Origin of the sequence: Bradyrhizobium sp. 192 (genome assembly GCF_023100965.1) — a bacterium.
Classification (GTDB): Bacteria; Pseudomonadota; Alphaproteobacteria; order Rhizobiales; family Xanthobacteraceae; genus Bradyrhizobium; species Bradyrhizobium symbiodeficiens.
Map to the genome: position 1 here is coordinate 4,168,913 of NZ_CP064690.1, position 21,776 is coordinate 4,190,688.

The 21,776-nt window shown below is 63.6% G+C and carries 18 protein-coding genes, 1 tRNA gene and 1 pseudogene; 12 read left to right on the top strand and 8 right to left on the bottom strand.

Features of this window, described 5'->3' with window-relative positions; genetic code table 11:
• The first annotated feature begins 1 nt into the window (after position 1).
• Together IVB24_RS18920 and rnz are read left to right on the top strand one after the other, a co-directional pair.
• Complete coding sequence (locus tag IVB24_RS18920; protein WP_247774126.1) at positions 2–1,012, top strand: NAD(P)-dependent alcohol dehydrogenase; 1,011 nt, start codon at positions 2–4, stop codon at positions 1,010–1,012.
• Positions 1,013–1,066: 54 nt separating this feature from the next.
• Entirely contained in the window at positions 1,067–1,969 is a 903-nt protein-coding gene (gene rnz / locus IVB24_RS18925; RefSeq protein ID WP_247768063.1) for a ribonuclease Z, read from the top strand.
• A gap of 41 nt (positions 1,970–2,010) precedes the next feature.
• On the opposite strand, the gene IVB24_RS18930 is transcribed toward rnz, so the two are convergent.
• Complete coding sequence (locus tag IVB24_RS18930; RefSeq protein WP_247768064.1) at positions 2,011–2,742, bottom strand: DUF3750 domain-containing protein; 732 nt, start codon at positions 2,740–2,742, stop codon at positions 2,011–2,013.
• A gap of 82 nt (positions 2,743–2,824) precedes the next feature.
• Between IVB24_RS18930 and IVB24_RS18935 the strand changes: the two genes are divergently transcribed.
• From IVB24_RS18935 to IVB24_RS18945, 3 genes are all read left to right on the top strand, one after another.
• The gene (locus tag IVB24_RS18935) at positions 2,825–3,127 is read left to right on the top strand and encodes a hypothetical protein (protein ID WP_247768065.1); all 303 of its coding nucleotides are present in this window, start codon (positions 2,825–2,827) and stop codon (positions 3,125–3,127) included.
• Positions 3,128–3,304: 177 nt separating this feature from the next.
• Positions 3,305–3,378: transfer RNA gene (locus IVB24_RS18940), tRNA-Gln, on the top strand.
• 167 nt (positions 3,379–3,545) lie between these two features.
• Positions 3,546–3,908, top strand: a complete 363-nt coding sequence (locus IVB24_RS18945) for a DUF1428 family protein (protein ID WP_162308502.1) — start codon at positions 3,546–3,548, stop codon at positions 3,906–3,908.
• Between the two features lie 17 nt (positions 3,909–3,925).
• Here IVB24_RS18945 and IVB24_RS18950 read toward each other — a convergent pair whose 3' ends face one another.
• A complete protein-coding gene (locus IVB24_RS18950; protein ID WP_247768066.1) occupies positions 3,926–4,600 on the bottom strand; it encodes a TetR/AcrR family transcriptional regulator in 675 nt (224 codons plus the stop codon).
• A gap of 121 nt (positions 4,601–4,721) precedes the next feature.
• Between IVB24_RS18950 and IVB24_RS40220 the strand changes: the two are divergent.
• Positions 4,722–7,009 (top strand): annotated as a pseudogene (locus IVB24_RS40220) (arylsulfatase).
• A gap of 173 nt (positions 7,010–7,182) precedes the next feature.
• Here the strand turns inward: IVB24_RS40220 and IVB24_RS18960 are convergent.
• The 3 genes from IVB24_RS18960 to IVB24_RS18970 all read right to left on the bottom strand — a co-directional run bounded on the left by IVB24_RS18960 (position 7,183) and on the right by IVB24_RS18970 (position 12,127).
• A complete protein-coding gene (locus IVB24_RS18960; RefSeq protein ID WP_162406415.1) occupies positions 7,183–7,743 on the bottom strand; it encodes an invasion associated locus B family protein in 561 nt (186 codons plus the stop codon).
• A 65-nt stretch (positions 7,744–7,808) separates the two neighbouring features.
• Complete coding sequence (locus IVB24_RS18965) at positions 7,809–10,955, bottom strand: multidrug efflux RND transporter permease subunit (protein ID WP_247768067.1); 3,147 nt, start codon at positions 10,953–10,955, stop codon at positions 7,809–7,811.
• Positions 10,952–12,127, bottom strand: a complete 1,176-nt coding sequence (locus tag IVB24_RS18970; protein WP_162406417.1) for an efflux RND transporter periplasmic adaptor subunit — start codon at positions 12,125–12,127, stop codon at positions 10,952–10,954. The genes IVB24_RS18965 and IVB24_RS18970 overlap by 4 nt, the downstream gene beginning before the upstream one ends.
• Before the next feature lie 378 nt (positions 12,128–12,505).
• Here IVB24_RS18970 and IVB24_RS18975 point away from each other — a divergent pair, with 378 nt between their 5' ends.
• From IVB24_RS18975 to IVB24_RS19000, 6 genes are all read left to right on the top strand, one after another.
• A complete protein-coding gene (locus IVB24_RS18975) occupies positions 12,506–12,745 on the top strand; it encodes a hypothetical protein (protein ID WP_018319817.1) in 240 nt (79 codons plus the stop codon).
• Between the two features lie 226 nt (positions 12,746–12,971).
• Positions 12,972–15,377, top strand: a complete 2,406-nt coding sequence (locus IVB24_RS18980; protein ID WP_247774127.1) for a TonB-dependent receptor — start codon at positions 12,972–12,974, stop codon at positions 15,375–15,377.
• 2 nt (positions 15,378–15,379) lie between these two features.
• Positions 15,380–16,069 (top strand): Fe2+-dependent dioxygenase, encoded by a 690-nt coding sequence (locus tag IVB24_RS18985; protein WP_140478715.1) that lies wholly within the window; start codon positions 15,380–15,382, stop codon positions 16,067–16,069.
• Positions 16,066–17,055 (top strand): tonB-system energizer ExbB, encoded by a 990-nt coding sequence (exbB, locus tag IVB24_RS18990; RefSeq protein ID WP_247768068.1) that lies wholly within the window; start codon positions 16,066–16,068, stop codon positions 17,053–17,055. The genes IVB24_RS18985 and exbB overlap by 4 nt, the downstream gene beginning before the upstream one ends.
• Before the next feature lie 3 nt (positions 17,056–17,058).
• Complete coding sequence (exbD, locus tag IVB24_RS18995) at positions 17,059–17,514, top strand: TonB system transport protein ExbD (RefSeq protein WP_038970925.1); 456 nt, start codon at positions 17,059–17,061, stop codon at positions 17,512–17,514.
• A gap of 9 nt (positions 17,515–17,523) precedes the next feature.
• Positions 17,524–18,336 (top strand): energy transducer TonB, encoded by an 813-nt coding sequence (locus tag IVB24_RS19000; RefSeq protein WP_247768069.1) that lies wholly within the window; start codon positions 17,524–17,526, stop codon positions 18,334–18,336.
• Here the strand turns inward: IVB24_RS19000 and IVB24_RS19005 are convergent.
• From IVB24_RS19005 to IVB24_RS19015, 3 genes are all read right to left on the bottom strand, one after another.
• Positions 18,324–18,746, bottom strand: coding sequence for a hypothetical protein (locus IVB24_RS19005; protein ID WP_247774128.1), 423 nt, complete (start codon positions 18,744–18,746; stop codon positions 18,324–18,326). The two genes, IVB24_RS19000 and IVB24_RS19005, sit on opposite strands and share 13 nt — an antisense overlap.
• A gap of 65 nt (positions 18,747–18,811) precedes the next feature.
• Positions 18,812–19,492: a site-2 protease family protein gene (locus tag IVB24_RS19010; RefSeq protein ID WP_094974650.1), complete on the bottom strand. Its 681-nt coding sequence runs from the start codon at positions 19,490–19,492 to the stop codon at positions 18,812–18,814.
• A gap of 137 nt (positions 19,493–19,629) precedes the next feature.
• Positions 19,630–21,534, bottom strand: a complete 1,905-nt coding sequence (locus IVB24_RS19015) for a hypothetical protein (protein WP_247768070.1) — start codon at positions 21,532–21,534, stop codon at positions 19,630–19,632.
• Positions 21,535–21,776: the final 242 nt, after the last annotated feature.

Genomic DNA, 21,776 nt, shown 5'->3' on the forward strand with positions numbered 1-21,776 from the left:
GATGAAAGCTTACCATTTGAACGGCGATGCCGGTGCCGGTGGCCTTGTGCTGGCCGATGTCAGTCGACCTGAACCCGCCGGCGGCGAGGTCCGTATCCGGGTCGAAGCGGCAAGCCTGAATTATCGCGACCTGATGATCCTCGACCGCGTTGGCCAAGGCGGGCTGAATGGTCGCGTGCCGTTGTCGGACGGCGCGGGCGTCGTCGACGCCATCGGTTCGGGCGTCACGCAGTGGCAGCCCGGAGACCGCGTCGTCGCGTCGTTCTTTCGCGATTGGGTCGCGGGGCCATTCAAGTCCAGCTATGTTCCGTCTGCCCTGGGTGGCAACACCATGGACGGAATGCTGGCGGAGTATGTCGTGCTGCCGGCAACCGCGCTTGTGTCCGCGCCGGCGCACTTGTCCGCGGTCGAAGCAGCGACCTTGCCCTGTGCCGGCGTTACGGCCTGGCACGGCCTCATCGCTCGCGGCGGGATGGGCAAAGGCGACACGCTGCTGGTCCAGGGAACAGGCGGCGTCGCGCTCTTCGGCCTTCAGTTCGCCGCGGCGCTGGGCGCGCGCGCGATCGTGATATCCTCCTCGGATGAGAAGCTCGCCCGCGCCAAAACGCTGGGCGGTTCTATCCTCATCAACTACCGCGACACGCCCGACTGGGATGCCGCGCTGATGAAGGCGACGGACGGCGAAGGCGCTAGTCATATCCTAGAACTCGGCGGACCCGGCACCTATGACCGATCGCTGAGATCGGTCGCCTCGGGCGGCAAGATCGTCCAGATCGGTGTCTTGACAGGGTTTGGCCCGAAGCCGGACCTCGCGCGCCTTCAGTGGGAGAACGCCGACATCATCGGTGTCACCGTCGGATCGCGCGAGCATTTCACCGCCATGAATCGCTTCTTGACCGATAAGGCAATCCACCCGATCGTCGATCGGGTGTATGGTTTCGACGAGGTCCTCCACGCGTTCGCCCATCTCCGGACCGGCTCCCACTTCGGCAAGGTCGTCGTGAAGCTGTAAGGTCTCGGAGACGTCAGGGCGGAAGGCCGCTTCATCTCTGGACAAACGACGACTATGTTCGCCCTGACATTTCTCGGGACCTCCGCAAGTGTTCCGTCCGCCGAACGCAACCATCCGGCCCTCCTCGTGGAGGCCGCGGGCCAGCGCATGCTGGTCGATTGCGGCGAGGGCACGCAGCGCCAGTTGCTACGCAGTGGCGCCGGCTTTCGGCGGCTCGACCGCGTGCTGCTGACGCACGCGCATCTCGATCATGTGCTGGGCATCCCCGGTCTGTTTTCAACATTGGGATTGCGGCGGAGTGCCGACGCGATGACCATTCATGGCGGGCCTGGCACACTCGACATCGTCATCCGGATGCTCGCGGGCCTGTGGGGTGCGGGCAGGGCGCCGATCCCTGTCGAGTTCGCAGCCTTGAGCGAAGGACAGGTCATCGATGCCGGTGACTTCACCATCGCCTGCTTTCCGGTTCGCCACCGCGACACCGACAGTTTTGGTTTCGTCTTCCAAAGTGCCGCGCGCCGTCATCTCTTGTCGGAACGCCTTTCGGCCTTGGGCGTGCCGGATGGCCCTATCCGTGGAGAGTTGGCTGCGGGACGAGCCATCGTGATCGCCGATCGCACGATCGATCCGGAAGACGTCCTGGGTCCGCCGAGCGGCGGCAAGAGGCTCGTCGTGATTGGCGACACCGAAACCACCGAGGGGCTGGCGCAACACGTCGCTGATGCCGATCTGCTCGTGATCGAGGCAACGTTCCTCGATCGTGACGCGTCGACCGCGCGGGACTACGGGCATCTCACCGCGGTAGAAGCGGCGTCGTTTGCGGCAGCTAGCAATGTGAAGCAGCTCGTGCTGACCCATATGTCGGGACGCTATGAGGACGAAGAGGTCCTCGCCGAGGCGGCAAGGATCTTTCCGAACAGCCGGATCGCCACCGACTTCGATCACATCGCGATCTAGCCGTCGCGCCGAAACATCGCCAATCGCCGTCTCGTCCGCCGCTATAGACCGGCGCCAACACCGAGGCGGCCGATGCCCGGCAGCTTGACGGCAGGCCGCCGGATGTCGAGGCCGAGCACGGCGCCGAAGAAGTTGAGCTCGAGGCCTTCGACCCAGCCCATGGTCAGGCCGAGATAGCCGGAGAGCGAGGCATAGAAGCCGGTGCGCGAGGCGGTCAGCCCAATCCATTCCCCGGAATAGGGATAATCCTTGCCGATCGCGGTCGGCGGCAGAACCGCGCGAAGTTCCGGCACGGCATCAAGAGCGGCTTGAACGAAGGTGTTCGAATTCGGTCCCGGCCAGGCGCTGTAGTCGCCGTAGGCTCGAAACTTGTAGGTCTCGATCACAGTCCGGATCCTGGGAATGAGGAACTCGGCCTGTGGCCCATCTACGGCGACGACGGTTTCCGGCAGGGCGCCGAACCACCTTCCATCGGGGGCGAAGCCGTTGCTCCGGATCGGTTCGCCCCACGCCGTGTAGTCGTATCGGCTGTAGCTGGTCGCATCCTTTTCCTTGACGACGATCCACGTGTGGACGGCGAAGATGCTTCGCCACCGGACCGTTCGGGCCGCATAAACCCGGATCAGGGCATCGGGATGGGAAGAAGCGGGCGGCAGCAGGCCCGCGCTGGAACGGTCGGCCGTCTGCCAATTGCCGCGGCCATCTCCAAGCCAATAGTACCGCGCGGCCGATAGGCCGATCGGCACGATCAGGAGCAGGAAGAAAATGAGCACGGTTCTTCGCAAGGAGAGATCGGGTTTCGGAAGGAAGCCTTGACGATATAAGTCGTGAAAGCACTTTCACAATGATGTTCGAATGCTGATCGTCGGCCGTAAGGTCGCGCGGGACACGTTCGCGAAGAGATCGCACATCGTCTATCTCTCGCATTTTCTCTTCATCCAGATCGCGATCAATCTGCAGCTGTTTGATCCGGTCACGCTCACCAATCCGCACATCGTGGGCCATTGGCGAATTCTGTTTCAGACCTTGGGCATCCTGCTCGCATCCACGATGGTCGCGCTCGCCTTCGAGTTCTCGGTGCAGCGATGGATCGACCGGGCACGCCGATCGCTGTTCTACAGCCGCAAAGGACCGCAGGATTCCTTCGGGCAGGGTTGAGACCTCTCCGTCTTGCCCACGCGAACGCAGCAAGAACAAGCCGGCGATGTTCACAGAAGGGCTGGACCGCGAAGGTCAGCGCGGCTATATGAGCGGCCTGCGAGCCGCTGATTTGCAAAACGATCAGCCCGCCTTGCAGAACTTCCGAAGAAAGCTTAGCGATTTCAAGCGCTTCGGTGGGGAATGGTGTAACGGTAGCACAACAGACTCTGACTCTGTTTGTCTTGGTTCGAATCCAGGTTCCCCAGCCAGCTCCGGGCCTTCCAAGGTCCGGCTCTCCAGGTCCCTCAGTGACAGTGATTGGTCCACCGGCCGCGCCGCCGATCGCGACCGTTTGCCTCATCTGAAATCGCGTTTCCCCGGTCGGATCGCCGCGCGCTCCATCGTCCTTGGGGCACACAAATCGAGGAGATCCGTGATGCCCTATGTCGATGGTTTCGTTCTGGCCGTGCCGAAGGACAAGGTCGAGGCCTACAAGACGCTGGCGACGAGCGCCTGCGCGATCTGGATGGAGCACGGCGCGCTCGATTACGTCGAGTGCATCGCCGACGACGTTCCCTACGGCGAACTGACCTCGTTTCCGCGCGCAGTGATGGCGAAGGAGGACGAGGTCGTGGTGTTCTCCTGGATCGTCTACCGCGACCGGGAGACCCGCGACGCCGTGAACAAGAAGGTGATGGCGGATCCGCGGCTGAAGATGGAGGGCATGCCGTTCGACGGCAAGCGCATGATCTATGGTGGCTTCACGACGCTGTTGCGGGCGAGCGACGTTGTCAGCTGACAGCGGGAGCAAGAGGCCTATCTCGGAGGCGCGCGGTCGACCTCGGCCTGCAGCAGCAACGCCAGGCAACCGGCGAGCCGCGTCTCCATTTCTTTGGACGACAGCGACAATGGGCCGGGATCGTTGAGGATCGCGTTCACCAGCGTGCCCAGCACGATCTGGAAGCCGAAGGCGATGGCGCGGGTCTTTGCCGCCTTGCGGCCCTTGCCCATGGCCGGCAGCAGGAGCGGGGTGGCACGCGCGGTGGTGGCCTGCGCGAGCGCCTTGAACGGCGTCCATTTGTCCGGACGGGTGTCGTCGTGCTGAAGCGCGGCGCGCAGCACGCCCTCGTGGTTGCGCATCCAGCCGATGATGCCGCTGACGATGCTATGGCAGAGCCTCTCGAGGTCCGGATCGGGTGACGGCGGCCTGATCCCCGCAAGGCGCTGTTCGCCGTCACGCGTGGCCAGCGCCGTCAGCGCGTTGAAATAGGTCTCCTTGCTCTCGAAGCGACTGTAGAAGGCGCCGACGGTGGCGCCGACTTCGGTGCAGAGCGACTCGATCGAGAGCTCCGCAAGGCTGCGTGTCCTCAGCATCTCGGCGCCGGCGCGCAGCAGCGCCAGCGTGGTTTCCCGGCTGCGCTTCTGCCGCGACGGGGCGACGCCCGGCAGGTCGAAATCGCGAAACACCGGCTGGTCTGACTGTGGGCGCATCCGTGCTTGCATCCGCCAAAAATCATAATCATAATTCTGATTATAATTTAGGGCGAGGCGGGCCGCGGGTCAATCGCGGGCGCGACGACAATGAAACACCGGGTCCGGCAGGGAGGATCAGATGAGTGCAGGCAGCGGCACGCCGTTCGGCGGCACCGTCGGCAAGACGGTTGCGGAGTCAAAACCCTGGTGGCCGGATGCGCCCAGGCCGCCCGCGGGGGCGCCGAACATCCTCGTGGTGCTGTTCGACGACGTCGGCTTCTCCGATTTCGGCTGCTACGGCTCGGCGATCAGGACGCCGACCATCGACAGGCTCGCCGCGGAGGGCCTGCGCTACAGCGGTTTCCACACCACGGCGATGTGCTCGACGACGCGCGCCGCGCTGCTCACCGGGCGCAACCATCATTCCGTCGGGGTCGGGTGCCTCGCCAATTTCGATTCCGGCTATCCCGGTTATCGCGGCAAGATCGCGCGCGAGGCGGGCACGCTGGCCGAGATGCTTCGCGTGCATGGCTATCGTAACTACATGGTCGGCAAATGGCACGTCACGCCGCTGACCGAGAGCGGCGCCACCGGCCCGTTCGACGGCTGGCCGCTCGGCCGCGGCTTCGATCGCTTCTACGGCTTCCTCGACGCCGAGACCGACCAGTACGCACCGGAGCTCGTCTCCGACAACACGCATATCGATCCGCCGGGCGGCTATGCCGACGGCTATCATCTGACAGAGGATCTGATCGATCAATCGATCCGCTTCATCGGCGATCACGTCGCCGATCGTCCTGACGTGCCCTGGCTGACCTGGGTCGCGCTCGGGGCCTGCCACGCGCCGCATCAGGCGCCGGCCGAGATCATCGGGAGCTATGACGCTGCCTTCGCACATGGCTGGGACGTCGAGCGGGAGCAGCGTCTCGCGCGCCAAAAGGCGATGGGCCTGGTGTCCGGGATACGCGGATGCCCGCACGCAATGACGGCGTGAAGGCCTGGGAGGAGCATTCGGCCGACGAGCGCCGCGTCTTCACGCGCCTGCAGGCGGCCTTTGCCGGCATGCTCGACCATTCCGACCGCCATCTTGCGCGTCTCGTCGCATTTCTCGACACGGCCGGCATCCGCGACAACACCCTGATCATCGTAATGTCCGACAATGGCGCGAGCCAGGAAGGCGGGCCGCTCGGCTTCGTCAACGCGATGGGACCGTTCAACTTCAAGCCGGAGCCGATCGCCGAGAAGCTCGCACGTATCGACGACATCGGCGGGCCCGACACCCACAGCAATTTTCCGCATGGCTGGGCGATGGCGTCCAACACACCGCTGCGGCGCTACAAGCAGAACACCCATGGCGGCGGCATCCGCGATCCCTTCGTCATCAACTGGCCGAATAGGATCGCGGCCAAGGGCGAGCTGCGGCACCAGTTCGTGCACGCCTGCGACCTCACGCCGACGCTGTTGGAGCTGATCGGCATCGAGGCGCCCATCGATATCGCAGGCTGCCGGCAGATGCCGCTGGAAGGCGAGAGCTTTGCGCGCTCGATTGCGGACGCCTCGGCACCGTCGAAGAGCTCGCCGCAATATTTCGAGATGTTCGGTCATCGCGGTCTCTGGCACGCGGGGTGGAAGGCGGTCGCCTTTCATCCGTCGGGGACGCCGTTCGAGAACGATAAATGGGAGCTGTTCCATCTGGACGCGGACTTCTCCGAGACCGACGATCTCGCGACGAAGGAGCCGGAGCGTCTCGCAACGATGATCGCGACATGGTGGGAAGAGGCCGAGAAGCACAAGGTGCTGCCCCTCGACGACCGCTTCGGGCCGCGCTTTGCCGAGAATGCCGCACGTTTCCACGGCGCGCGCCACCATTTCGTCTTCCACGCAGGCATGGGGCACGTGCCGACCGACGTCGCGCCGGACGTGCGCAGCCGCAGCTACACGATCGAGGCGCATGTCGAGATCGGCGAGGCCGGCGCCGACGGCGTGCTGATCTCGCACGGCGATGCGACGTCGGGCTACAGCCTCTATCTCAGCGACGGCCATCTCGTGCACGATCTCAACATCGGCGGCAGCCACCAGATCGTGCGTTCCGATCGCTCGGTGCCGTCAGGCGCGCGCCGGCTTGGCGTGCACGTCGAACGCCTCGTGCGCAAGGAGGCGCCCGCCAAGGGCTCGCGCACCGGCGTCACCGAATACACGCTGCTGATCGACGGCGAACCCGCGGGTTCGCTCCACACCCAGCTCGGCTTTCACACGCTGATCTCGTGGTCCGGACTCGACATCGGCCGCGACCGCGGCAGCCCCGTGTCACATTACGAGGCGCCGTTCGAATTCGCCGGACGGCTGCTGCGCGTCACCGTCACCATGCACAATGACCAGAAGCTCGACGGCGAAGCCGTCGGCAACGCGCAGATGGCGCGGCAGTAGGAGGGGGCCCGGCCTTCATGGTTCGAGACGCCCGCAAAGCGGGCTCCTCACCATGAGGGTCTGAGATTTCGCCGCGCACCAAACCTCATCCTGAGGAGCCCGCAAAGCGGGCGTCTCGAAGGATAGGCCGCAAGGAAAGTTTCCGCGGCACAGTCGGCAAGAGAGATCCGGGACTACTTGATCTTGTCGTAGGCCGCCGCGAAATCGCCCAGCGGCATCGGGATCGCGATCGTCTCCTTGGCCATGTTCTGGAAGGAGACCTTGAGCTGCTTGCCCGACCGCAACGCGGCAAGCAGGTCCGGCGCGATCGGAGAAGAGGCGTAGCAGCCGCGGTTCTCGCAGGTCTGGATCTGCAGGTCGACGGTCTTGCCCTCGTCGACCTGGAGCTTGGCGCCGATGGGAAGGTTGAGGCCGAGCGGCAATTGCAGCAGCGCCACCGGCGTGCGGGTATCGGGCGCGATGCGGATGTTGATCAGGACGATGGTCTGGCCAGTCTTGGTCAGCACCGCGTTCTGCTCCATCGCGCATTCGAGCGGCGCATCACGGCTGGCACTGGTGCAGCGCACGATCCAGCCGGGCTGTTGCGCAGGCGAGCCGTCGGCCTGCGGCTGCGTCGGAGCTGGCTGTGCCGCCGGAGCGGGGGCGTTCTTCTTGGTGCCCTGCTGGGCATAAGCGGCGCCAGTCGACAGCAGGACAGCAGCGACGAGGGCGACAAGTCTGGATTGCATGAGCATGGCGAAACCGCATTGGCGTGAACCGGGGCCTCGCTGTAGCGTCGCCGGAACAGCCGTGCAAGCCGCTACTCGGCAGCTTCCTTAACGGTGCCGTGCTCGACCGCCTCGCCGCCTTTGCCGTCACCCGAACGGCCCCAGCCCGAGAACCAGTTGTTGAGCTCGTCGAGATAGAGATAGACCACCGGCGTGGTGAACAGCGTCAGCGCTTGGCTGACGATCAGGCCGCCGACCATGGCGTAGCCGAGCGGCTGGCGGATCTCGGCGCCGGTGCCGTGACCGAGCATCAGCGGCACGCCGCCGAGCAGTGCGGCCATCGTCGTCATCATGATCGGGCGGAAGCGGAGCAGGGCGGCCTGGCGGATCGATTCCGCTGGCGTCTTGTGCTCGTCGCGCTCGGCGGCGATGGCGAAGTCGACCATCATGATGCCGTTCTTCTTCACGATGCCGATCAGGAGAATGATTCCGATCAAGGCAATGAGGCTGAAGTCGAAGCCCGCCGCCATCAGGATCAGAAGCGCGCCGACGCCGGCCGAGGGCAGCGTCGACAGGATCGTGATCGGATGGATGTAGCTCTCGTAGAGGATGCCGAGGATCAAATAGACCACGACGAGCGCGGCGAGGATCAGCAGCGGCACGGTGCCGAGCGATTGCTGGAACGCCTGTGCGGTGCCCTGGAAGCTCGAGTTCAGCGTCGGCGGCGCGCCGAGATCGGCCATCGCCTTCTGCACGGCTTCCGTCGCCTGACCGAGCGCGACGCCCTGGCCGAGGTTGAAGCTGATCGTGATCGCCGGGAACTGGCCCTGGTGGCTGATCGAGAGCGGACGGACCGGATCGGTGGTCCAAGTCGCGAACGTCGACAGCGGCACCTGGTCGCCGGTCAGCGGCGACTTCAGATAAAGCTTGTTGAGGCTGTCGAGATTGCCCTGCATCTCCGGCAGGATCTCGAGGATTACCTTGTAGGTGTTGAGCTGGGTGAAATACTGCGTGACCTGCCGCTGGCCGAAGGCGTCATACAGCGTGTCGTCGATCAGCTGCGGCTGGATGCCGTAGCGCGCGGCGGTGTCGCGGTTGATCTTGAGTTGGACCGTGGTGCCCTGGGTCTGCTGGTCGGTCGCGACGTCGCGCAACTGGGGCAGCGTCTGCATCTTGGCGAGGATCTTGGGCGCCCATTCGTTGAGTTCGTCCAGATTGGCGTCCTGCAGCGTGAATTCAAACTGCGTGCGCGTCGGCCGGCCGCCGAGCCGCACGTCCTGGGCTGCCTGCATGTAGAGGCGGGCGCCCTGGACCTTGTCGAACTGGGGGCGCAGTCGCGCGATGATCTGCTGAGCCGAGGCCTCGCGCTTGTCGCGCGGCTTCAGCGTGATGAATATGTTGCCGTTGTTGCCGGCGCGGCCGCTGCCGCCGATCGACATCGCGACGCTGGCAACGTCGGGATCGGCAAGGATGATCTTGCCGAGCTGTTCCTGACGCCGGGTCATCTCCTTGAACGAAATGTCCTGCGAGGCTTCCGAAGTCGCCGTGATCAGGCCGACGTCCTGCTGGGGGAAGAAACCCTTCGGAATCAGGACGAACAAATAGATCGACAGTCCGAGCGTGGCGAAGAATATCGCCAGCGTGGTGCGCCGCCAGGCGAGGGCATGGTCGAGTCCATATTCGTAGCCGCGCAGCATCCCGTCGAAGGCGCGCTCGCTCCATTGATAGAACTTGCCGTGGGTCACTTCGCCATGCGCGCGAAGGAAGCGCGAGGCCATCATCGGCGTCAGGGTCAGCGACACGAACATCGAGACGAAGATGGTCATGGCCAGCACGACGGCGAATTCGCGGAACAGGCGCCCGATGATGCCGCCCATCAGGAGTAGCGGGATCAGCACCGCGACCAGCGATATGCTGATGGATACGATGGTGAAGCCGATCTCCTTGGAGCCCTTGAAGGCGGCCGCCATCGGCGATTCGCCCTCCTCGATGTAACGCGTGATGTTCTCCAGCATCACGATGGCGTCGTCGACGACGAATCCGACTGCGATGGTGAGCGCCATCAGCGACAGATTGTCGAGCGAATAACCGGCGACCCACATCAGGGCGCAGGCGCCCAGCAGCGCCAGCGGAACCGTGATGGCGGGAATGACGGTGGCCCAGAAGCTGCGCAGGAAAATGAAAATGACCATGACCACGAGGGCAATGGTCAGCAGCAGCGTGAACTGGACGTCCTCGACCGCCGCGCGGATGGTCGTGGTGCGGTCGCTGATGAGCTCGATCTTGATCGCAGGCGGGATCGCCGCCACCAGGCGGGGCAGGGTCGCCTTGATCCTGTCGACGGTATCGATGACGTTGGCGCCCGGCTGCTTGAAGATCACCAGGAATACGCCGCGCTTGCCGTTGGCCCAGGCCGCCTGCTTGGCGTCTTCAGCGGCGCTGACCGCCTGGCCGATGTCGCGGATTCGCAACGGAGCGCCGTTGCGATAGGCGATGATGACGTCGTTCCAGTCTTTCGCGTGCGTGAGCTGGTCGTTGGCGTAGATCGTGTAGGCGCGCCTCTCGCCGTCGATGTTGCCCTTCGGGCTGTCGACCGTGGTGATCGCGATCTGACCACGCACGTCCTCCATCGACAGGCCTTTGGCGACCAGTTTCGCCGGGTCGATCTGGATGCGGATGGAGGGCTTCTGCTGGCCGCCGATGAAGACCTGGGCGACGCCGGAGAGCTGGCTGATCTGCTGGGCGAGCTGGGCATCGACCGCGTCGCTGACGCTGGTCAGCGGCAGCGTCTCCGATGTTGCCGACAGCAGCAGGATCGGCGCGTCGGCCGGGTTGACCTTGCGGTAGGTCGGCGGCGAGGGCAGGTTCTTCGGCAACTGGCCGGAGGCGGCGTTGATGCCGCCCTGCACGTCGTTGGCGGCAGCGTCGATGCTGCGGTTGAGGTCGAACTGGATGGTGATCGACGCCGTGCCGAGATAACTGGTCGACGTCATCTGGGCGATGCCGGGAATCTGGGCGAACTGACGCTCCAGAGGCTGCGCCACGGACGAGGCCATCGTCTCCGGGCTGCCGCCCGGCAAATTGGCGGTGATCTGGATGGTCGGGAAGTCGACCTGCGGCAACGGTGCGACCGGAAGCAGGGGATAGGCGACGAGACCGACAAAGAGAATGCCGGCCATCAGCAGCGAGGTGCCGATCGGGTATCGGATGAAAGGTGCCGAAATCCCGCCCCCGGTCATTCCTGTCGTACCTTGTTCTGGGTCGGGGCCGGGTTCGAGCTTGCCACCGCTGTCGAGACCAGGCTTCCGGGCTGCACCTTGAACTGGCCGCCGGTGATCACCTGCTGACCGGGGCTCAGCCCTTCCTCGATGACCGAATGTCCATCGATGGCGTAGCTGACCTTGATCTTGTGCAGCTCGGCCTTGTTGTCCTGGTTGACGGTATAGGCGTAGAGGCCGTTGGTCGAATGCTGGACCGCGTCATCCGGAACCACGGTCGCATCCTTCAGCGTCCGGACCAGAAGCCGCGTCGAGACCGACTGGCCCGGCCACAGCGCGTGGTCCTTGTTGTCGAACACCGCCTTGAGGCGGATCGTCCCGCTGGTGGTGTCGACCTGGTTGTTGATGACCGCAAGCTTGCCCTCGGCCAGCGTCTTCTTGCCGTCGGTGGTGAAAGCGATCACCTTGAGTGCGCCGGTCTTCTGACCTTCGCTGATATAGGGCAGCTGGTCTTCCGGCGCGGTGAAGATCACGGCGATCGGCTCGACCTGCGAAATCGTGACGATGCCCGTCTGCGTCGAGGCGTTGACGATGTTGCCGACGTCGACCTGGCGCAGGCCGGCGACGCCGGTGATCGGCGCCTTGACCTGGGTGTAGTCGAGCTGGGTCTGGGCGTTGGCGATCGCGGCTTCGTCGGCGGCGATCTGGGCGGTGAGCTGGGCGACGGTCGAGCGCTGGGTGTCGACGCGTTGCGCGGTCGCGAATTCGCCGAGCTTCATGGCGCGCTGAAGTTCGAGATTGGCGTTGGCGAGACTAGCTTCGTCCTGCGCCTTCTTGGCCTTGGCCTGGTCGAGCGTGGCTTGATAGGGACGGGGATCGATCGAGACCAGAAGCTCGCCCTGCTGGACGATCTGTCCTTCCTTGAAGGCGAGCTTGTCGATCTGGCCATCCACGCGGGTTCGGACTTGTACGGTGTTGAACCCCTGAACCGTGCCGAGACCGGTCAGATAGACCGGGAAGTCGACCTTCTGGACCGGGGCGACGCTCACCGGGACGGCAGACGGCCGGGGCGGCCCCTTGTCGGCGGTCTGGGCCTTGCCGGCGCTATGCCCGAATTTCTGCCAGCCATAGTAACCCGCGGAGGCCACGGCCGCGATGATCAGAATCCAGAGGATCGGCCGGGACTTTTTCATGTCGTCTCGTGTCGGCTCGTATGCCCCCAAGCTACGAATTATCAGGGCAACCGCAGGGTTCCAGCGAGCTTGTATATTACACGCCAAGTTCGAGTGTAAACAGCACTATCCGTCGAAAATCCTAAACAATTGGAAAGCTTTGCACCGTCTAGGCAATGGTCTGACGCGGCGGTGTGCAATGCTGCATTTTCCCGGCAGGCGCGATCGGCGCGCAAACCCTGTGCAGCACTCCCGGACGGTGTGCTCCGACCGAATGCGCGGTGCCGAGTCGCAGGTCGGCGCCGGTGACAAGAATGGTTCTAAGTCGCGCGGAGGCCGTTTCGATTGTCAGGGATATCGCCATCATCCATATCGGCACCGCCACACATGGAGCGCAGTATGGACGAACTGAACGGCAAGTTGATCGCATGTCAGATTCTGATCACGGGATTGATCGCGCGTGTCGCTAATGAGCAGCGCGATCCCTTGCGCTTCCTCACCGACTTCCGAGACGAGATCAAAGCCGTCGTGAACGGTGTCAACATCGCCGGCATGGACTCAACCGATCGCGTGCGCGCTGTCGCGCTGAAAACCGTCGACGAATTGTTTTCGCTGATGAAGCCGCCGAGCAGCGATTGATGCTGCGAGCGAGAGCGCCGATTTGCGCGGCATTCGCCGGCATCTTTTAGAACGAGTCCAATCTCGATTTAGAACGATTTCAAACTGTAGTTTAGAATCGTTTTGATCTGGATCGATTCAAGGGTTCTTGCGAGCTGCTTGCATTGACCCGAAATTTTACGGCCGATACCAACAACTCATCGTTCGTCGAAGTGAATGAGCGAACAGGAAGATGGGGCGTTTGGTAATGGGGCAGGTGGTCGCACCGAAGTCGTTGCGTTCGGTCGCAGCATTCGATTTTGTAGATGAAAAGTTCGCAGGCGTTTCAGGCAAGAAAGCCTCGGCGGTTGCGAGCTTGATCGCAGTGGCGTCGGTGTCGACCGGCGCGCAGGCGCAGCAGTCGAACCTGCCGCCGGTGACGGTCGATGCTCCCGTCGAGCGTCCGCGTCCAACGGCGTCGAAGCCCTCGCCGGAACAGGTCCGCGCCCGCAACGCGATTCGTCGCGCGGCGCAGCGCGAGCAGGCCGCTCAACAGCTGGCGCCGACAACGCCGTCAGGCGCTCCCGACGGCAATCCCTATGCCGATCCGGCCGCGCCCTACAAGGTCGATCACGTCCAGGCGTCCGGCAAGTTCCCGGAGAAGATGCTGAACACGCCCAAGTCCATCACGGTGCTCAGCAAGGAAGTGCTCGAGGACAAGAACGCGACGACGCTGAAGGAGATCGGGCGCTCGACCGCGGGCGTGACGCTGGGCTCGGGCGAGGGCGGCAACGCGTTCGGCGACCGCTTCTTCATCCGCGGCTTCGACGCGCGCAACGACGTGTTCATCGACGGCATTCGCGATCCCGCGGTCTCCATCCGCGAGAACTTCTTCACCGAGCAGATCGAGATTCTGCGCGGGCCGGCATCTTCCTACGCCGGCCGCGGCACTGCCGGCGGCGCCATCAACATCGTCACCAAGCAGGCGGGCGACGTCAACTTCAAGCGCATGGGCACCGAGTTCGGTACCGACATGACCAAGCGCGTCACGCTCGACGTCAACCAGGTCATCGATCCGACCTTCTCGGTGCGCACCGGCGGCCTGTTCCAGGACGCCAACGTCGCCGGCCGCAATTATGTGACCGACAACCGCTGGGGCAGCTTCATCTCGACCAAGTACACCCCGACCAACGACATCAAGATCACGACGAACTACGTTCACACCGATCTCAGCGGCTATCCCGATTTCGGCGTGCCCTATTACAAGCAGGGCAATGTGCCGGTGACCTCGGCCGGCATTCCGCGCGGAAACTGGTACGGCTTCCTCAACCGCGACTTCCAGACGGCGCGGCAGGATTTCGGCACCGGCACGATCGAGTACAAGGTCAACGAGGCCATCACGTTGACCAGCAAGGTGCGCGGCGAGCACTCGCTGCTGAACTACATCGGCACGCTGCCGCAGAACCCGAACACGACCAGCCCCAATCCGCTGCTCTGGACCACGACGGCGAGCGCGCAGAGCCGCTACCAGAACGTGGACGTGTGGGCGAACCAGAACGAGGCCACGTTCAAGCTCGATACCGGCGGCGTCAAGCACACCGCCGTACTCGGCGTCGAATATTCGAACGAGAACATCTCGATCGACCGCTACACCGGCCTCTCGTCGGAACTGTTCGGCGGCGGTTCAACGAGCAACGGGGCCGTCACGGGAGTCAATCTGTACTCTCCGCAGTACACCAACATTCCCTTCAGCAACACGCCGTCGCTGATTGGAAACCCGACGCGCTACGGTGTCAACACCAGCAGCGTGTATGTCATGGACACCGCGAACTGGCAGGACACGATCATCGTCAACGGCGGCGTGCGCTACGACGGCTATAGTCAGAGCTCGTCCACAAACTCGGCCTATCTCAAGCAAAGCGCCGATCTCGTGAATTACAACGTCGGTTTGGTCTACAAGCCGATGTCGATCGGCAGCATCTATGCAGCCTATGCGACCTCGGCCAATCCGTTCGGTTCGGAGCTGGACGCGACCGGCACCGACTACGGCGGCGTTCCGGCCAACTCGACCATCCTGCTCGGGCCCGAGCGTAACAAGGCGGCTGAGGTCGGTACCAAATGGGAGCTCGCCGATCGCCACCTGCTGGTGACCGGTGCGCTGTTCCAAACCACCAAGGACAACGCGCGCGAGACCGTCAGCGGCCTGCTCACGTCGGGCGCTGCCTACAGGATCCAGGGCATCGACATCGAGGCGGAGGGCAAGATTACCGACCGCTGGAGTATCTTCGGCGGCCTGGTGCTGATGCAGTCGAAGGTCACGCAGAGCGGCGTCGCTTCCAACATCGGCCTGCAGCTTGCCAATATCGCCCACCAGTCGTTCAGCATGCTGACCAAGTACAAGTTCGACGACGGCTGGGAGCTGGGCGGGCAGGCGGTCTACCGCTCCAAGGTCTATGGCGGCACGTTCGCGGCCAATACCGGCAACGAACTGCCTAGCTACTGGCGTTTCGACGCGTTCGTCGAGAAGAAGATCGACAAGAACTGGACCATGAAGTTCTACGCCCAGAACCTCACCAACAAGCTGTACTACGACACGCTCTATCGCAGCGCAGTGCCGTTCGTGGCGGTGGCGCCGGGCCGGGCGTTCTACATCGTGACCACGGCGAAGTTCTGATCATGTTGACGTGCCTGCCAGGTGTTCTCAGCAAGGATGATGTGGCGGAGTTCCGCCGCATCATGGACGCCAGCGGATGGGAGGACGGCCGCTCGACCGCTGGCGCGCAGTCGGCCATGGTCAAGCGCAACGAGCAATTGCCGCCGGATAGCGAGGTCGCGCGCAAGCTCGGCAACCGCATCATCTCGGCGCTGACGTCGAACCCGCGCTTCATCGCGGCGGCGATTCCGCTCCAGATCTTCCCGCCGCTGTTCAACCGCTATGCGGCGAGCAGCGGACACCATTTCGGCCTGCATGTCGACAATGCGATCCGCGGCGACCGTCTGACCGGCCTTCGCATCCGCACAGACCTCTCAGTCACGCTGTTCCTCGCCGAGCCGGAAGAGTATGACGGTGGCGAACTTGTGATCGAGGACACCTACGGCTCGCACGAAGTCAAGTTGCCAGCCGGCGACTGCGTGCTCTATCCCTCCACCAGCCTGCACCTCGTCACGCCGGTGACCAGGGGAACGCGGGTTGCGTCTTTCTTCTGGCTCCAGAGCATGATACGGGACGATCAAGCCCGGAGCATGATCTTCGACCTCGACACCGCGATTCAGGCGCTGGTGGACCGGCTCGGGCGTGACGATCCCGAAACGGTCAAATTGACGGGTATCTATCACAACCTCATTCGCTACTGGGCCGAAGTATGAAGACCATGACCTCGAGAGCCAGCCTTGCCGCCGCCGCGATGCTGGCGGTCGCCTGGCTCGCATCCCCCGTTTCGGCCCAGACCCAAACCCCCTCGGCGCCGGCACAGTCGGCGGCCCAGCCGGCCCCGGTCAGTCCGGCTCCGACGGCCCCGGCAATCACCGCGCCTGCTGTCCCGGCGCCTTCGGCTCCGACGGCGGCCGCCCCGGTTGCTCCGGCGGCGTCCCAGGCGGCCACCGTTTCGACCACCGTCAAGCCTGATGCCAAGCCCGATGCGGCGGCCGGCGTCGCGCCGGCGATGAAGGAGTTGTCACCTTGGGTGATGTTCATGTCGGCGGACGTCATCGTGAAGGCGGTGATGATCGGGCTCGCCTTCGCATCGCTGATGACCTGGACCGTCCTGATCGCCAAGTCGATCGAGCTGTCGGTCGCATCCACCAAGCTTCGTTCGGCCCTGAAGAAGATTGCGGAGTCGCGCTCGCTTGCAGAAGCGCAGATGGCGCTCGGAACCAAGGAGGGCATCCTGCCGTCGTTCCTGGCGGCGGCGCTGCGCGAGGCGCGGATGTCGGCCGGCCTGTCCAGTGATACCGGCATCAAGGAGCGCGCGGCCTCCAGCTTTTCCGAGATCGTGCGCGCCGAGGCGCGGCGGATCCGCATCGGCATGGGCGTGCTCGCGACCATCGGCTCGACCTCGCCCTTCGTCGGCCTGTTCGGCACGGTCTGGGGCATCATGAACAGCTTCATCGGCATCTCGAAATCGCAGACCACGAACCTCGCCGTCGTCGCGCCCGGCATCGCCGAAGCGCTGCTCGCCACCGCGATCGGCCTCGTCGCCGCGATCCCGGCCGTCATCATCTACAACCACTTCTCGCGCGTGACGAAGAGCTATCTCGAACTCGTCAGCCGCGCCTCGGGCGCCGCGGGGCGGCTGCTCTCGCGTGATCTCGATCGCAGCCACGGCAGCGTGCATTCGCGCGCAGCGGAGTGAGCCATGGGCGTTTCGCTCGCAGACAACGATGACGACGACGATTTCTCGGAAACGCATGACATCAACGTCACGCCGTTCATCGACGTCATCCTGGTGCTGCTGATCATCTTCATGGTCGCAGCGCCGCTCTCCACGGTCGACCTGCCGATCGATCTGCCGACGTCCAGCGCGACGCCGCAGAAGAAGCCGGACAAGCCGACCTATCTCAGCATCAAGCCCGATCTGACGCTTGCCCTCGGGGAAAACCCGGTCCACCGCGCCGAGCTGATCGGGACCCTCGACGGACTGTCCGACATGAGCAAGGACAAGTACGTGTTCCTGCGTGCCGACAAGTCGGTGCCGTATGGGGAGTTGATGGGCGTCATGGAGCTCCTGCGCTCGGGCGGCTATACGCGGGTGAAGCTGGTGGCGCTGGAAGGCGCGCCGGGAGCGCCTGCGGCAGGCGCCGCTCAGCCTTAGAGGCCCGCTATGTCGGACGAACTCAGACCATCCCGGAAGCTCTGGATCCTGGCGGCGGTGGCCGCGCTCGTGCTCCATCTGGGTGGTGCTGCGCTCGCGCTGGCGCATTTGCACGCCGACGACGACGGCGACGGCCTCGGTGCGAACGGCGCGGAATTCGCGGTGGAGATGGCCTCGCCCAAGGCGCCCGAAACCGATCTGCCGCCCGGGCCTGACAGCGAAGCGATGCAGGAGCAGCAGGCGCTTCCCGAGCAGAAGGCCGAGACCAAGGAGACGGAGCTTCCCAAGGACCAGTCGCAGGAGGTCGAGGATCCCGACCGCGTCGTGACCGAGAACAACGCGAAGAAGCCGACGGAAGACGATCCGAAGATTCAGGCGGTCGAAACGCCGGCCGCCGAAGCCTCGCCGAAATCGGTCGCGACGGCACGGCAGACGCTCGAGGAGGAGGCGCGCGAGGCCGAGAAGGCGCTGGCGCCCGTCATCGGCATCGGTAAGGACGTCCTGAAGCTGACGGCCGACTGGAACCGCAAGATCAGCGCGCATTTGTCGCTGCACAAGATCAATCCGGAAGGCAAACATCCCAACAACCAGAAGGTCAAGGTCAGCTTCGCGATCAACCGGAAGGGCAACGTGCTATCGGTGGAGGTCGTGGAGTCGTCAGGGGATGCAGCCTACGACGCGGCCGCGGTCTCGATCGTCCGCAAGTCGGATCCGATCCCGCAGCCGCCTGCCGCGCTGACCGAGGACCGGTTCGAGCGGACCGTCGACATCATTTTCACGCCCGCTGACGCGAAAAAGAAGAAAACGGCTCAGCGCCAGTAGAGCCGAATCCCGACATAGACGACGACGAGGCAGCCAAAGATCAGCGCCACCGGAAGCGGCCGTTTCTGGGTTCCAGCTGCCGCGCCAGCCCCGAAAAAGCTGGTCGTCTTTGGCTTCGGCACCGGGCGCCGGAAAGCGGTAACATTGTCCGCGGCCGGCTCCGCCGGTCGAGGGCGGACGTCGGGCGGAAGTCCTCCGCCGCCCATCTCGGCATAATAGGCCCTGTAGATCGCGCCGATGGTTGCCTCGGTGGCCTCGCCCTCGCTCATCTGAGCCACCAGGTTCTGGTAGCTCGCGAGGAATTCCTGGGCGCCCGAAGGCAGCGCGGACGCCCCATTGAGCTTGGCCATCATCTTCCAGGTGGCGAAATCGGCGCGGGCGCGGGTATCCGCGCGTCGCGCGATCAGCATATCGGCAGCTTTGACCAAGTCGGCCTCTGGCCCTTCGGCTTAAAGTTCGGGTGTGGCTGTTTCAACTACGCATTGCCGGTCAGGAAGAGAACAGCCTGAATCACATGACCGGTCAACGTTCGCAGTATTGCTGAAATAACATCAAGATTTAGACCGAACTGGGAACCTGCAAGTGGCAGCAGGATCAACAGGCCGATCAGGATCAGCATCCCGAACGGCTCGAGCCGGGCCAGCGGCATGGCGAGGGCGCGCGGCAACAGCCCGACCGCGACGCGCCCGCCATCGAGCGGCGGGATCGGCATCATGTTGAAGACCGCGAGGATGGCGTTGATGACGAGCGCATTCTTGAGGTTGTCGGCGACCCATTTCGCCGAACTGGCAGGGACAAGGGGCAGGGCATGGAAGGCGAGGGCCGCGGCAAGCGCCAGCAGGATGTTGGTGGCGGGCCCGGCCAGCGCCACCCAGACCATGTCAAGCCTGGGGTTGTTCAGCTTGCGGAAGTTGACCGGCACCGGCTTGGCGTAGCCGAACAGGAAGGGCGAATGCGTAAACAGCAGCATCGCCGGCAGGATCACGGTGCCGAACGGGTCGATGTGCCGGAGCGGATTGAAGCTGACCCGTCCGAGCTGCGAGGCCGTGTCGTCTCCGAGCCGATCCGCGACGAAAGCGTGCGCAGCCTCGTGGAAGGTGATGGCGAGCACGAGGGGGAGCACCCACACCGATAGGTCATAAAAGGAGATGTTCACGGCTCGTCCGTTCCGGTTTGCCTGCGCGCTCTGCAAAGCAGGCCGTATAGGGCCACAAATCTTTACGATCTACCGTCATATGGTGCCCAATTCCGAAATTGCCCGCTACAAATGGTTCGCCGCCGGCGCCTGCGTGGTCATGATTTCCTGCGATAGAGGATGAACCGGGTTGATTCTTCGGTGCGCTCGAACTGCGCCGACAGGATCTGCTCCACCATGTCCTTCAGCCAGTCATATTCGTAGGTCGCGCCACGATCCAAAATGAAATGGTCGGCCCCGGCAAAGCTCCGCTTGACATGGTCCGGGCTGAACGTATCCCGGAAGGGGAGGAAGTAGCTCTTGGGTCCTCTGCCAAGGGCCACAAGAACGAGCCAGTCCTGGTCCGACAACAGCAACATGCGACCATCGGGGGGCACGACCCTGTTGACCAGGTCGATGTCGCCGCCATCGAGCCGGACCTTGACCTGTCCCGCTCCGCGTCCCAGCTTCAGGCTAGCTATGCTCGGATATTGCAAGTACGAGCGCAGTCCGATCGTCACGCTCTGCTGACGATCCTGCGCGCGCAGAAGCACGGTGACCGAGAGCGCCGCTGTTGCCGCCAACGACAGGGCAGGGATGACTTGCGAAGTCATTCGACCGAAGACGGCGCGGAATGCCGATCGGCACCACCACGCACAAACGGCAACGTAGGCAAAGGCGTTTTGCTGCCATACCGCGTCGAGTGACCGGTTCATCCACTTTGCCATGAAAACCAGCGCGACGAGAGACAGGACCAGCAGATAGGCGCGCTCGATATTGCGGCAGCCGGCCCACGTTGCGGCGACGCTGACGACTGTGCCTATGGCCATTGCCGGCAAGATCAACTGGTACACTGTCCCGAATCCGGGATGCCAGTTCATCGTCACCCCAACCCAATTCGAGACGCTGTGCAGGCCGATCGGCGCGAGCAAGACGTGAAGGAAGTCCATCGAAAGAACGGCCGGACCGAAGGCGGCGACGAACAATACGAGCAGGATGACGGCAGACAGTCCGGTGAATGCCGCGACCTCCCAAGGCCAGCGCTTTTCCAGCACCCGCGCCGACAACGCCGCGCAGCCGACGAGCCACGTATAAATCCCCGTCTCCGTATTCCAGAAGATCGAGACTGCGCAGACGGTAGATAGCGCTGCCAATGACCAACCTGAGGGATGGACCATGAAACGCGCAAGAATGCCCGTGGCGATGAACACGAACATGTACCTGACGGCGAGGGAAGACGGTCCGGCGAATGCGTCCCCCGCCCCATATTGACAGAGTGCGAGAAATACGAAGGCGAGGAGAAACGGCAGCGCCCTGTTCTGGAAGAAGTCGCGCAGCACCCAATAGGCTGAGAGGTGATAGATCGCGAGACAGGCCGCAACGAAGCCGATGTAACGCAAATACAGGGCGTTCGGGTCGGCGCGGAGAAACTGCCCAAACAAATACGATGGGCCGTATCCATAGAAGGACAGGAAGTCGCGGCCAGGCACCATGCCATCTGCAAATTGATAGAGCGCTGGTCCGACCAGGAATGAAACGGCGTGAGGATTGCCCGCCGCCTCGCTGGCCAGACGTTGCACGCTCAAGGGCAGAGTCAGGGCGAGCAGGGCTGTGACGAGCGCTGCGTCGATCCATCCAAACTCGAAAAAGGCGATCGGCCTGACGTCCTCGTCGCCCTCGATGCGGGTGTCGGTCCGGATGCGCTTCACGAAAGGGACGAGGATCGCGCCGACGGCGACCGCCAGTGCGACCATTCGAAGTCTCTGCTGGAATGCATCTTCCATAAATGCCTCCAGCGCCACGACGATTGCCAGCGCCGAGACGTGAAACAGGATCAGCGACTGACCTTCAAAGAATCTCCGGAGCCTGAGGGACGCAAAGGCCGAGAGGCCGCCGATCACATAGAACAAGACATAGAAGATCTTCTCGGCACGCTTGATTGCCGCACTGTCCGCGAAACCCAATTGGACGACCGGGAAGTCCTGCGCGAGATTGGCGCCCATATCCAGCTTGGCAGCCTTCAAGATCAGATAGGCAGAGATGCCGGCCGCAATAGCGCCGACACACGCTCCCCACACCGCAAAACTCTGAAATCGCCAAAGTCCAAGTTCTGATTTTGTTATTGGCCTAACAAGACGCAACACCGTCCCCCGCAAAACTAGCCCTGCGGAAGCTTAAAATAAAAAGAAACCTCAGGCCACCATGATGGGTTTCATGGCCCTCGCCGGAAGACAAGAGGCAGACGTCGGCCACCCCGGACCCGAAA